General features: G+C 60.3%; 12 protein-coding genes. 4 read left to right on the forward strand and 8 right to left on the reverse strand.

Annotated features, from left to right (window positions below; translation table 11 throughout):
• Positions 1-170 precede the first annotated feature (170 nt).
• From ACP7E0_RS07670 to ACP7E0_RS07685, 4 genes are all read left to right on the forward strand, one after another.
• Positions 171-1,871: a long-chain fatty acid--CoA ligase gene (locus ACP7E0_RS07670; protein WP_426124039.1), complete on the forward strand. Its 1,701-nt coding sequence runs from the start codon at positions 171-173 to the stop codon at positions 1,869-1,871.
• A gap of 448 nt (positions 1,872-2,319) precedes the next feature.
• Positions 2,320-3,945: a glucose-6-phosphate isomerase gene (pgi, locus tag ACP7E0_RS07675; RefSeq protein WP_426124040.1), complete on the forward strand. Its 1,626-nt coding sequence runs from the start codon at positions 2,320-2,322 to the stop codon at positions 3,943-3,945.
• Between the two features lie 136 nt (positions 3,946-4,081).
• Entirely contained in the window at positions 4,082-4,324 is a 243-nt protein-coding gene (locus ACP7E0_RS07680) for a DUF6894 family protein (RefSeq protein WP_426124041.1), read from the forward strand.
• 183 nt (positions 4,325-4,507) lie between these two features.
• A complete protein-coding gene (locus ACP7E0_RS07685) occupies positions 4,508-5,551 on the forward strand; it encodes a glycosyltransferase family 4 protein (RefSeq protein WP_426124042.1) in 1,044 nt (347 codons plus the stop codon).
• A gap of 225 nt (positions 5,552-5,776) precedes the next feature.
• Here the strand turns inward: ACP7E0_RS07685 and ACP7E0_RS07690 are convergent, their stop codons facing one another.
• The 8 genes from ACP7E0_RS07690 to ACP7E0_RS07725 form a co-directional block, all read right to left on the reverse strand.
• Complete coding sequence (locus ACP7E0_RS07690) at positions 5,777-6,703, reverse strand: carbohydrate kinase family protein (protein ID WP_426124044.1); 927 nt, start codon at positions 6,701-6,703, stop codon at positions 5,777-5,779.
• A gap of 73 nt (positions 6,704-6,776) precedes the next feature.
• Positions 6,777-7,475 (reverse strand): orotate phosphoribosyltransferase, encoded by a 699-nt coding sequence (locus ACP7E0_RS07695; RefSeq protein WP_426124045.1) that lies wholly within the window; start codon positions 7,473-7,475, stop codon positions 6,777-6,779.
• 89 nt (positions 7,476-7,564) lie between these two features.
• Positions 7,565-8,131, reverse strand: coding sequence for a glyoxalase superfamily protein (locus ACP7E0_RS07700; protein ID WP_426124046.1), 567 nt, complete (start codon positions 8,129-8,131; stop codon positions 7,565-7,567).
• Positions 8,132-8,330: 199 nt separating this feature from the next.
• Positions 8,331-9,383, reverse strand: a complete 1,053-nt coding sequence (pyrC, locus tag ACP7E0_RS07705) for a dihydroorotase (protein ID WP_426124047.1) — start codon at positions 9,381-9,383, stop codon at positions 8,331-8,333.
• A 125-nt stretch (positions 9,384-9,508) separates the two neighbouring features.
• Positions 9,509-10,138 carry a nucleoside triphosphate hydrolase gene (locus tag ACP7E0_RS07710; RefSeq protein WP_426124135.1) on the reverse strand — a complete coding sequence of 210 codons (630 nt, stop codon included), beginning with the start codon at positions 10,136-10,138 and terminating at the stop codon, positions 9,509-9,511.
• A 2-nt stretch (positions 10,139-10,140) separates the two neighbouring features.
• Complete coding sequence (locus ACP7E0_RS07715) at positions 10,141-10,929, reverse strand: ATP-binding cassette domain-containing protein (RefSeq protein WP_426124048.1); 789 nt, start codon at positions 10,927-10,929, stop codon at positions 10,141-10,143.
• Complete coding sequence (locus tag ACP7E0_RS07720) at positions 10,929-11,987, reverse strand: ABC transporter permease (protein ID WP_426124050.1); 1,059 nt, start codon at positions 11,985-11,987, stop codon at positions 10,929-10,931. The genes ACP7E0_RS07715 and ACP7E0_RS07720 overlap by 1 nt, the downstream gene beginning before the upstream one ends.
• Positions 11,988-12,091: 104 nt before the next feature.
• Positions 12,092-13,117, reverse strand: a complete 1,026-nt coding sequence (locus tag ACP7E0_RS07725) for a sugar ABC transporter substrate-binding protein (protein WP_426124052.1) — start codon at positions 13,115-13,117, stop codon at positions 12,092-12,094.
• Between the last annotated feature and the right edge of the window lie 280 nt (positions 13,118-13,397).

The raw sequence follows: 13,397 nt of genomic DNA on the forward strand, positions 1-13,397 counted from the left end.
TGGGACGATGCAAAAGCCCCATCTTGATCAAGCGGAGAATCTGGAGGGATTTTTCGCCCATGCGTAACGGACCGCCCGGAGACATTTTCGGACAGGGTTATGCGTGGAAAAGGAGATGATTCGCGTCTGACTTGCAGCGCAGCGACAGACGCATGAGGGAGAGAGCGACGATGCCGGACACAATGATGCAGACGCCCGGACCCCAGGTTGGAAAACCGTGGCTGCAATCCTACCCCCCCGGCATGCCGGCCGATATTACTCCCCTGCCCTACGATTCGATCGGCGACCTCTTCGCGCAGTCCTGCAAGAAATATGCTGATCGCGCCGCCTTTACCTGCATGGGCAAGACGCTGACGTTCAGCAACCTCGACACGCAGAGCAAAAAGATCGGCGCCTGGCTGCAATCGACAGGCCTTGCCAAGGGCGACCGTGTCGCCGTGATGATGCCGAACATCCTGCAGAACCCGGTGATCGTCTTCGGTATCCTGCGGGCCGGCTATACGGTCGTCAACGTCAATCCACTCTATACGCCGCGCGAGCTGGAACACCAGCTGAAGGATTCCGGCGCCAAGGCAATCTTCGTTCTGGAAAATTTCGCCCACACCGTCGAGCAGGTGGCGGCACGCACGGATCTGAAACACACCGTCGTCGCCACGATGGGCGATCTTCTCGGCCTCAAGGGCCTGATCGTCAACATCGTCGTGCGCAAGGTAAAGAAGCTGGTGCCCGCCTGGTCTCTGCCGGGACATCTGTCCTTCAAGGCGGTCCTTGCAAAGGGTGCCGGTCAGACACTCAAGGCTGTCGACGTCAAACCCAGCGATGTCGCCTTCCTGCAATATACCGGCGGCACGACCGGCGTCTCCAAAGGCGCAACGCTGACCCATTCCAACCTGTTGTCGAACATGGCGCAGATGGGGCTATGGCTGGAAACGGCCTTCCTCGACAAGAAGCGGCCCGACCGGCTGGTGTTTCTCTGCGCCTTGCCGCTCTATCATATCTTCGCCTTGACAGTGAACTCGCTGATGGGCCTGAGCACCGGCGGCGAGAATATCCTGATCCCCAACCCACGCGACATTCCGGCCTTCGTCAAGGAAATTGCCAAGTACAAGGTCAATATCTTCCCTGGCCTCAACACGCTTTTCAACGCCCTGATGAACAATGCCGAGTTTCAGAAGCTGGACTTCTCCGACCTGGCGCTGACCTTCGGCGGCGGCATGGCTGTGCAGCGTCCCGTCGCAGAACGCTGGGAAAAGATGACGGGTTCGCCGATCAAGGAGGGTTACGGCCTCTCCGAAACATCCCCCGTCGCGACCGCCAACCGTCTCGACGGCAGCGAATTCACCGGCACGATCGGCCTGCCGCTGCCTTCGACCGATGTCGAGATCCGCGATGAGGATGGCAACACCCTGCCGCTCGGCGATATCGGCGAAATCTGCATCCGCGGGCCACAGGTTATGGCCGGCTATTGGCAACGGCCGGACGAAACCGCCAAGGCCATTTCCGATGACGGCTTTTTCCGCTCGGGTGATATCGGTTTCATGAACGCGGAAGGTCTGGTCAAGATCGTCGACCGCAAAAAGGATATGATCCTGGTTTCCGGTTTCAACGTCTTCCCCAACGAGATCGAAGAAGTGGCCATGACCCTTGCCGGCATTCTCGAATGCGCCGCCATCGGCGTGCCCGACGAGCATTCCGGCGAGGCGGTGAAGCTGTTCGTGGTCAAGAAGGACCCGAACCTGACCGAAGCCGAGGTCAAGGCGCATTGCGCTGCTAATCTGACCAATTACAAGCGCCCGAGGTTCGTCGAGTTCCGCACCGAGCTGCCGAAGTCGAACGTCGGCAAGATCTTGCGCAAAGACCTGCGCGGGTAAGAAACAGAGATATTCGTTCTCTTGTCAGAGGGCAGTAAACCCGCTATTTTGGTGGAGTGGTGACCGGAGCGTGAACTCCAGCCACCTTTGTTTATCTTAAGAATTGGACCCGCACGGTCACTGACCAGCTCGTGCGGGTTTTTCTTATGCCAAACGTGACGCTAAATGGTCGGAACCACATAGATCACCTCCACATTCGAGGACAGGGCTGTGTCCTGCTACAGTCCGGGAAGCCCATCCGCCCGGATGCGCCAGCTGGCGTGACGTTTGCTGCTTTCGGCCTCGAATGCGTCAAATACTATTGCAAGCTGACGATTTTGCAATCTAAAGATGTTTTCCTCCCAGCGAGGAAAAACACATCGCGCGGCTTTTTATAAGCACGCTCTTGATTTGCTTAGGGCAAAGCGACTAGCTATCGCAACCCTTCCGCAATGCAAGGAACCCTGCCATGAGCGCGCTTGTCGAACAGCTGAAATCCACCGTTTCCGACACCAACGCAACAGATATCCGGGCTGCTTTCGCCAGTGATCCCAAGCGTTTCGCCAAATACAGCGTGACGCTCGACGACATGCTGTTCGACTATTCGAAATGCGCCGTCAACGAGAAGGTGCTGGACGGGCTGGAGGCAATCGCCAAGGCGGCCAAGGTCACGGATAAGCGCGATGCGATGTTTGCCGGCGATATCATCAACATCACAGAAGGCCGGGCTGTTCTGCATACCGCGTTGCGCAACCGGTCTAACACGCCGGTTCTGGTCGATGGCAAGGATGTGATGCCGGATGTCAACGCCGTGCTTGCGGCGATGGGCACCTTCTCCGACGGCATCCGCTCGGGCACGCTGAAAGGCGCGACCGGCAAAAAGATCACCGACGTCATCAATATCGGCATCGGCGGCTCTGATCTCGGCCCGGTCATGGCGACGCTGGCGCTGGCACCCAATCATGACGGTCCGCGCCTGCATTTCGTCTCCAATATCGACGGTGCGCATATCGCCGACACGCTGAAGCTGCTCGACGCAGAAACATCGCTGTTCATCGTCGCTTCCAAGACCTTTACTACCATCGAGACAATGACCAATGCCGCGACCGCACGCGCCTTCATTGCCGAAAAGCTCGGCGAAAAGGCTGTCGGCCATCATTTCTGCGCCGTCTCGACCGCGCTTGACAAGGTCGCCGCGTTCGGCATCGAAGCGGACCGCATCTTCGGCTTCTGGGACTGGGTCGGCGGCCGTTACTCGATCTGGTCGGCGATCGGCCTGCCGTTGATGATTGCCATCGGCAAAGAGAAATTCGGCGAGTTCCTTGCCGGCGCGCACGCGATCGACACCCATTTCCGCACGGCCCCCTTGCGCGAAAATCTCCCGATGCTGCTCGGCCTGCTCGGCTTCTACCATCGCAACGTGCTCGGCTACGCCACCCGCGCCATCCTGCCCTACGACCAGCGCCTGTCGCGGTTCCCGGCCTATCTGCAGCAGCTAGACATGGAATCGAACGGCAAGGGCGTGACGCTTGACGGCACACCGGTTGAAGGCAATTCCGGCCCGGTTGTCTGGGGCGAGCCAGGCACCAACGGCCAGCACGCCTTCTACCAGCTGATCCATCAGGGCACGAGCATCATCCCGGCCGAATTCATGATCGCCGCCAACGGCCACGAGACCAATCTACGCCACCAGCACCAGCTGCTGATGGCCAACTGCCTGGCACAGTCGGAAGCCCTGATGAAGGGCCGCACACTTTCGGAAGCCAAGGCACAGATGGCCTCGAAAGGTCTCGACAAGGACTTTATCGAGCGTATCGCGCCGCACCGGGTCTTTACCGGCAACCGCCCGTCGCTGACCCTCGTCTATGACGAGATGACACCCTTCACCTTCGGCCGACTGATTGCCCTCTACGAACACCGCGTCTTCGTCGAAGGCGCGCTGTTCAACATCAATTCCTTCGACCAGTGGGGCGTCGAACTCGGGAAGGAACTGGCGACGGGCCTGCTGCCGGTCGTTGAAGGCAAGGAAAGTGCGGCCGGTCATGACTCGTCAACCGCCGGACTGGTTGCCGCCTTGTTGAAGGCTGCGAAATAACGGCCAGCGCCGCAGGACAGCGATGAATACAGGCTGAACACGCAATTCAGCCTGTATTCGGACACAATGCCCTATCCCTGAACCTGCGTCCTCAAGCCGGAGAAATCTCCAGCGGCGCACGGGTTCGGGGCATAACGTGGAACATTATTTCTTCGATCTGCATTTCGGCGGCGAACAGGTTGTCGATGAAGACGGCGTCGATCATTTCGACGTCGGTTCCGCCGTCTATTACGGCCAGAGAATTGCCGACAAGATCGGCCGCGACAGCGACTATCGCTCGCTCACCGTCCATGTGCGCACCTTCGACGGGCCCGTCCTGGCTATCGTTGCCGCTTCAGCCGGCCGCGGATATGAGCAACTGGCGTTGATCGGACGGTAAGCGCCACGGCGCCACCCTTCCTGCCTCCCCCTTTCTTCGAAGAAAACAATCCCGCCATTCGTCAACATGGCCGATCATCCGCCTGTCATCAGAGCATGCTCAAACGGGCCAAATGCAGCCGTCACCTGATTCGAGGTCAGCCGGTTCTTTCCGGCAGGTGGCAAAGCCCCGTCGAGGCCTCTTATGGAAAAAACCGTTCTCGTTGTGACCGATGCCTGGCACCCTCAGGTGAATGGCGTCGTGCGCACGCTTGATGAGCTCGCCCGGTCCCTGAAGGAACAAGGCATTGCCATCCACTTCCTGACGCCGGAACGTTTTGCGACCTTTCCGCTACCTTTCTATTCCGATATCCGGCTGGCACTGCCGATGCGGCGGCAGGTGGCGGGCGAGATCGACGGGGTGGCGCCGGACTACATCCATATCGCGACGGAAGGGCCGCTTGGTCTTGTGGCGCGGGGCATCTGTCTGCGCCGGAAGCTGCCGTTCACGACCAGCTATCACACCCGGTTCCCCGAATTCGTCAGCGCCCGGCTGCCCATCCCGGAAAGCTGGAGCTACTGGTGGCTGCGCCAGTTTCATAATTCCGGCAATGGCATGATGGTGGCGACCGCTTCGCTCGGAACGGAAATGGCCGCCCACGGCTTTCACAATATCAAGCGCTGGACGCGGGGGATCGATACCACCCTGTTTGATCCGGCACGCCGTCAGGACCTTCCGTTTCCCCGCCCGATCTTCCTCAATGTCGGACGCGTTGCCGTGGAGAAAAACCTGCCTGCTTTCCTCGATCTCGATCTGCCCGGCAGCAAGCTTGTCGTCGGCGACGGGCCTGATCTCGCGGCGTTACGGCAACGGTATCCGGACGTGCATTTTCTAGGAAAACGCCTGGGCACGGAACTTGCGGCGATCTACGCCTCGGCGGATGTCTTCGTCTTTCCGAGCCGGGTCGATACATTCGGCAATGTCATTCTGGAAGCACTCGCCAGCGGTTGCCCGGTCGCGGCGTTTCCGGTGACGGCACCGAAGGACATTCTAGGCGATGGTAGCGGCGCGCTGTCGAGCGATCTCAGACAGGCAGCCCTTGCCGCGCTGACGCTGTCGCGCGAGGAGGCGCGGCAAAAAGCGCTGACCTTCAGCTGGAGCGAATGCGCCCGCCAGTTTCTCTCCAATCTGGCCGGTGTCCCCCGCAGCGCCTTTGCCGGGCGCGGCTGCCGGTTGCGGCCGATGTAGACGGCCGGGACAGCTTATTTTGCGGTGCAGCCTGCGGCCGCTTAGCGAATGTCGAGTTACCGCAACAGATAGCCGAAAGCGTTCTCTTACCCTCCCTTGAGGGGGGGGTAAGAGAACGCAGTGCCGGGGTGGGGTGATATGAAAATCTCCCGATGACACTGAAGTTGCGATCGTCACCCCCACCCGCCGCTTCGCGACGACCTCCCCCCTCAAGGGGGAGGTGGATTAAAGACCGATCTCGTAGCTCCACGGCGGGTTTGCTCCGGCGCGTGAGACGGTGACAGCGGCGGCCTTGGCACCCAGCGCTAATGCGTCGCGGACGGCGCTTTCGCTAAGGTTCGCGACATGGTGCTTGGTCAGCAGGTTGTTCATCTTCAACGATGCCAGGATGCCAGCGTCGAACGTATCGCCGGCGCCAACGGTATCGACCACCTCGACTTTTTCGCCCGGCACCGAGACCTTGCCGCGCGTCGTGTAACCGTCGGCCCCATCGGCGCCCTTAGTGATGACGACGAGTTTCGGGCCGCGCTGCAGCCACTTGGCCACCAGTTCGTCATGCGTGCCCTCTTCGCCGAACCAGTCGAGGTCCTCGTCGGAGAATTTGACGATGTCGGACATCTCAGCCATGCGCAGCATGCGGGCCTTGTGGGCTTGCGCATCCTTGATGAAGCCGGGACGAATGTTCGGATCGAAGGAGATCACCCGCTTCTGATATTCTCGCGTCATCAGCGCTTCGTAAGTCGATCCGCACGGTTCCGGGATAAGGCTGATGGCGCCGAAATGCAGTGCCTCGCAGAAATCGCCGAGCGCTGGCAGGTGGTCCTTGGTGATCATCCGGCCGGCCGTGTTCTCGTCGAAGAAGGCATAGGTCGCCGAGCCGTTGACCAGTTTGACGAAGGCGACGGTGGTGTGCAGCGGCAGGGTCGCGCAGGGAGCGAAATCGACATTGCTGGATTTTAGCGTCTCGCGCAGCATATCGCCGAACATGTCGTCGGAGAGACCGGTGAAGAAACCGGTGGGGATGCCGAGGCGTCCAAGCGCGATGGCCGTATTGAAGATCGCGCCACCGGAATAGGGAGCAAATGCCGTTTCGCCCGCCGTCGTCTGGCGCGGCAGCATGTCGATCAGGGCTTCTCCACAGCAAACGATCACGGCGACGTCCTCCCCTTCAGTAATTTATTTCAATCGATTTAAGCCAAACCGCGCCAAAATTCCAGCGCCGTTTTCAGGCTGCCGGAAGCTCGCTGACGCCCCCGTTGCGGCCGGACCATTCGAGCGGTGCGTTGAGGAAAGCCTCGACCTCGGACAGGGTCTTTTCGTCGAACAATTTCTGCTTCTTGGCGACATCAAGCACATCGCGCCAGGTGGCGATATTGTGCAGGGTGACGCCCTTGTCCTGCATCTCGCCGCGAGCCTGCGGGAAGATATCGTAGTAGAACAGGGCAATACCGTGATCGACCACGCCGCCCGCGGCGCGGATGGCGTCGATGAACTTGAACATCGAGCCGCCGGCCGTCGTCAGATCCTCGATGACGAGAACGCGGGCGCCTTCCGGCATATGGCCTTCGATCTGGGCATTGCGGCCGTGGCCCTTCGGGGCCTTGCGGACATAGATCATCGGCAGCGCCAGGCGTTCGGCCAGCATCGCCGCAAACGGAATGCCCGCCGTTTCGCCCCCGGCGATGACGTCGAACTGCTCGAAACCGGCTTCGCGCAGCACGGTGGCTGCGGCAAAATCCATCACTGCCGAGCGGATGCGCGGATAGGAGATCAGCTTGCGGCAATCGATATAGACCGGGCTCGCCATGCCGGACGCCAGCTTGTAGGGCTTGTCGGCACTGAAATGCACCGCCTTGATTTCCCAGAGCATCTTGGCGACGAGTCCGGCCATCACGGCCTTGTCGGGAAAGGATGTCTGGATCATCGGCGGGGCTCCTGCAGCTCGGGATTTTTATCCCCCGCCGCATAGCAGGTCAGGCCGCGCAATGCCAGAGGTGGAGGGCGCCGCCGAAATCAATCGTTCTGGTTCTCGCCCTGTTGCTGGCAGAAGGTAATGCGGTTGTTGAAGGGATCGATCACCTCGACCTCCAGCCCCCAAGGCGCCTTTTTCACGCCCGGCTTCATGTAACGATAGTTCTTGCCCGCCAGTTCCGCCTGCAATGCTGCCGCATCCTCGACACGGACGAAGGCGCGGGCGCCGGGGCTTGCGTCGCCGGCATGTTCGCTCAGATGCAGGATCATGTCTTCCCGGGTGACCTGGCAATAGAGCGGGAAATTGTCGCCGAACCGATGCTCCCAATCGAGCGTGAAGCCTAAGAAGCCGCAATAGAACTCCATCGCCTTGGCGACGTCGAAGATGCGGAAGATCGGGATCGGCGGTTTGATGCCGACATGACCGTCCTGCTTTTGCTGCGCCTTGTCTGCCGAGTCGATCTTCGCCGACAGAATATTCCATTGGTCGTAGCCGAACTGGCCGGCGACGATTTCAAGGGCTTCGCTGTGGGAAAGACTGGTATCGCGATCAACAAAGGCCTGTCTGAGCACCTTTGCCATCAGTTTCGCATCGCGAAAATCGCGCATGGTTCATCCTCTGTGTGGCGGCAAACAGGACGATCAGTGCCCGCTCTGCTGACCCGTTCGCCATCAACGCCAAAGGCAAGGATGAGAAAGGTTTTAGCTGGATGCATTCACCATCGTGCCAAGGCACTGCGGGGCGGCTGGCCACATCCGGCCAGCGACAGTGTTAAGCGAAGTTTTCTTCGCTATCAAGCCGGATCGCTCAGACCACTTGCCAATGCAACGGGAACATCGGATCAAATACCGTGACCGTGCCTGCCTCCGTCTCGATCTTTTCCGGAAATGTGACGGCCTCCGCCTGCTTGCGCAGCGTGATCGTTTCCTCGTTGACCGGCAGACCGTACCAGGCCGGGCCATTCACCGAGGTGAAGGCCTCCAGCTTGTCCAGCGCATTCTCCTGCTCGAACACGTGGGCAAGGCAGCTCAAGGTGTTGATCGAGGTGTAGATGCCGGCGCAGCCGCAGGCGCATTCCTTCAATGGATCGACATGCGGGGCTGAATCGGTGCCGAGGAAGAAGCGGCCGTCGCCGGATATGGCTGCGGCCCGCAGCGCCAGGCGATGCAGTTCGCGCTTGGCAACCGGCAGGCAGTAATAATGCGGGCGGATGCCGCCGACCAGGATGGCGTTGCGGTTGATGATCAGGTGATGGGTGGTAATCGAACCGGCCAGATGGCTCTTTGAAGCCTTGATGTAGTCGATGCCGTCCTTGGTGGTGACATGCTCCATCGTCACCTTCAATTCTGGCAGGCGGGCGCGCAACGGCTCCAGCACTGTTTCGATGAAAACGGCTTCGCGATCAAAGATATCGACTTCGGGCGTCGTCACCTCGCCGTGGACGCAGAGCGGCAGGCCGATCCTGGCCATGCGCTCCAGCACCGGCATGGCGTTTTCGAAGTTGCGCACGCCGCCATGCGAATTGGTCGTGGCACCGGCCGGATAAAGTTTGACCGCCTTGATCAGGCCGCTGGCATGACCGGCTTCGACGTCGTCCGGGTTGGTACCTTCGGTGAGATACAGCGTCATCAGCGGCTCGAAACGATCGCCCGTCGGCAATGCGGCCATGATGCGTTCGCGATAGGCAGTCGCATCGGCGGTGGTCACCACCGGCGGCACGAGATTGGGCATGATGATGGCGCGGGCGAAGTGGCGGCTGGTATCGCCGATGACGCCCTTGAGCATGCCGCCATCGCGCAGATGCAGATGCCAATCGTCGGGACGGCGGATCGTCAGTTCGGTGACGGGCTGTGGGCTCATGACGGATTCTCCAGACGCAATCTTTTCGCGGACAGCTTCCGGCAATAGGGGGCTCGGAGCCTGCGCTGACCGAAGGCTCCGATAGCATCATTGTGTGGCGGAAAACAATGATCGATTGCCCGGCATCAGGCCGTTTCGAAAAACTCGATGGCGATATCGGCGGCACGCGAATTGTCGATGATCCGTTTGCCGTTGGGCAGATCGTTTCCGTAGAGCTTCCATTCGATGCCGGCAGCATCCAGCCCATAGTGGACCCAGCGCTGCCGCAGCCGATCTTCCAGAACCGCATAAGGTGGGCCGACGAAGATCGACAGATCGAACATGCCGTCGAGCCGCGACCAGGGTGCCTCGTCGAGCAACAGGTAATTGCCCTCCGCCAGAATGATCCGTGTTTCAGGCGATACCGGCCTGGCCGACGCGATGGCGATTTCGCGGGAGCGGTCAAATACCGGGACGAGAACCTCCTGGTCCGTCCTGCGCACCGCCGAAACGATATCGATGAAGGCGCGGACGTCGAAAGTCTCCGGCGCGCCCTTGCGTTTCAACAGACCACGCTCTTCGAGAATGCCGTTGTCCATGTGAAATCCGTCCATCGGCAGCACGGCGGACTTTTCGCCGCGGCGCGTCAACTCTTCCTGCAGCGCATCGGCAAGCGTGGACTTGCCGGCCCCCGGGGGGCCGGCAATGGCGACGATGAAGCGGGGCGACGTGCCCGCCTTTTCGACAATGCTATCCGCGATGGCGGCAAGCGTCATGGTCATGCGGCGGCGGCCTCAGGCGGCACCTTGGCGCCGGTCATGAAGGCGACGGCATCCGACATCGTATAGTCCTTCGGATTGATAACGCAGAGGCGCTTTCCAAGCCGATGGATATGGATGCGGTCGGCCACCTCGAACACATGCGGCATGTTGTGCGAGATCAGCACGATCGGCAGGCCGCGGGAGCGTACGTCGAGGATGAGTTCGAGAACCTTGCGCGATTCCTTGACCCCGAGGGCTGCCGTCGGCTCGTCAAGAATGATCATCTTGGAGCCGAAGGCCGCAGCCCGTGCAACCGCAACGCCCTGACGCTGGCCGCCGGACAGCGTCTCCACCGCCTGGTTGATGTTCTGGATCGTCATCAGCCCAAGCTCGGAAAGCTTGTCGCGGGCGATCTTGGCCATCTTCGGCCTGTCGAGCATGCGGAAGATCGACCCCATCGGCCCGGATTTGCGGATCTCGCGGCCGAGGAACATGTTGTCGGCGATCGACAGCGCCGGCGAAAGCGCCAGGTTCTGGTAGACGGTTTCGATGCCGGCTTCGCGTGCCTCCAGCGGAGACCGGAAGTTGACGACCTTGCCATCAAGCCGGATTTCGCCCTCGTCCGGATGGACAGCCCCCGAGATCGCCTTGATCAGCGAGGATTTTCCGGCGCCGTTGTCGCCGATGACGGCGAGGATTTCGCCGGGATAGAGGTCGAAATCGGACTGGTCCAGCGCGGTGACGCGGCCATAGCGCTTGACGATACCCCTTGCCGTCAAGAGGGGTGCGGTGAGAAGAGGTTCCATCAGCCTGCTACCTTTCTGATCCACTGGTCGACGCCGACAGCCGTAATGATGAGGACACCGGTCAACAGGACTTTCCACTGCGGATCGGCGCCGAGCATGTTGAGGCCCATCGACACCACGCCGACGATCAGAGCGCCGAAGAGAGTGCCAAGGATCGAGCCGCGTCCGCCGAACAGCGAGATGCCGCCGATCACCGCTGCCGTAATGGCCTGCAGATTGTAATCCGTGACCGCCCAGGACGGCGAGATCGAGCCGTTGCGGCCAATCGAGACCCAGGCAGCAAGAGCTGCGATGGCCCCGGCAAGGCCGTAGACGCCGAGAAGCACGCCCTTGACCCGGATACCCGACAGTTCCGCCGCTTCCGGATCGTCACCGACCGCATAGACGTGGCGTCCCCAGGCGGTGTGGTTGAGCGCATACCAGAGTGCCACCACGGTGATCACCATCATGATCACGCCCAGCGTGAAGACGGCCGAACCGAGCTTGAAGCTGGCACCGAACAGACCCAGCAGGGGTGCAGCGGTTTCGATATCGGCACGGCGAATGGTCTCGTTGGCCGAATAGATATAGTTGATCGCCGCGATGATGTTCCAGGTGCCCAGCGTGACGATGAAGGGCGGTAACTTCATTCGTGAGACCAGGAAACCGTTGGTCATGCCGCAGACGGTACCGGTGACGAAACCCGCCAGAATGGCCAGCGGTGCCGGCAGGCCGTAGGTCACGGCGCAATTGCCCATGACCACCGCCGAAAGCACCATGATCACGCCGATCGACAGGTCGATACCCGCCGTCAGGATGATCAGCGTCTGTGCCGCGCCGAGAATACCGACGACGGCGATCTGCTGCAGGATCAACGTCAAGGTGCCGGCCGTAAAGAACCGCTCACCTTTCAGGACGCCGAACACGATAATGGAAAATATCAGCACGATCGCCGGAATGGCGGCCGGTGTCGAATGCAGAAAATGCTGAATGCGCCGCAGCGGCGAACGATCTTCGAATGAAGCGACCGACTTGTCGCTTTGATCGAGTGTTTTTTCGAATTCCTGGACGCTTGTCATGACAACGCCTCCCTCCCAAGAGCCCGGCCTACCAACCGGTTGTTGAAAAGGGCGGCCCTGAAACCGCCCTTCCATATTCATTCTGTGCTGAAAGCCCTAGAGCATCAACCCCAGCACTTGTCCGTGCCGGCCTTGACGTCGATCGACTCGACGCCCTTGGCAGGCTTGTCGGTGACGAGAGCAACGCCGGTGTCGAAGAAGTCCTTGCCTTCGGTTGGCTTCGGCTTGGTGCCGTCCTTGGCATACTGGGCAATCGCTTCGATGCCGAGCGAGGCCATCAGCAGCGGATATTGCTGCGATGTCGCGCCGATAACGCCTTCAGCCACCGACTTCACGCCGGGGCAACCGCCGTCAACGGAAACGATCAGGACGTCCTTTTCCTTGCCGACGGCCTTCAGCGCTTCATAGGCGCCAACTGCGGCCGGTTCGTTGATCGTGTGGATGACGTTGATGTCCGGATCCTTCTGGAGAAGGTTTTCCATGGCGGTGCGGCCGCCTTCTTCATTGCCGTTGGTCACGTCATGGCCGACGATGCGCGCATCGTCTTCGTCGCCGATCTTCGCCGGATCCTTCGGATCGATGCCGAAGCCGATCATGAAGCCCTGGTCGCGCAGAACGTCGACAGTCGGCTGCGACGGAACGAGATCGAGGAAGCCGATCTTGGCATCCTTGGCCTTGTCACCGAGGGTCGCGGCGGCCCAGGCGCCGATCAGCTTGCCAGCCTGCAGGTTGTCCGTCGCAAAGGTCGCGTCGGCAGCGGTGGCCGGATCGAGCGGTGTGTCGAGCGCGATCACCAGAAGACCGGCGTCCTGCGCCTTCTTGACCTGATCAACGATCGCCTTGGTGTCGGAAGCGGCAATCAGGATACCCTTGGCGCCATCGGCGATGCAGGATTCGATCGCAGCAACCTGGCTGTCATGGTCACCGTCGACCTTGCCGGCATAGGACTTCAGATCAACGCCGAGTTCCTTTGCTTTGGCTTCGGCGCCCTCCTTCATCTTGACGAAGAAGGGGTTGGTATCGGTCTTGGTGATCAGGCAGGCCGAAACACCGGCGGCCTGGGCAGGGGCTGAAAATACGACGCCGAGCGCCAACGCGCCAAGAGCGGCGGAAACAATAGTCTTCTTCATGAAATCCTCCCAAGGATTGAAAAATGGCACCGGCGAACCGGCCCGTCAGGCTTCGCCCACCACAACATCTCCTCTGCCGCGGGTGGCGCTTCCAGATACAAAACAAACATCAAAACGAAATGCTGTCAATAAATAAATCAAATTGAATTATTAAAAATCTGTGCCATTCTCTGCGCAGAAAATGTGCACTCGCTTTTTGTTGTTGCAGTGCACACACAAGAAACAGAATGAAGGCGCGATCAGGAGGCCAGTCCGGAACAACCCAATCCGGATAGGAGAT

It is taken from the genome of Pararhizobium sp. PWRC1-1, from assembly GCF_049897905.1.
Lineage (GTDB): Bacteria > Pseudomonadota > Alphaproteobacteria > Rhizobiales > Rhizobiaceae > Pararhizobium.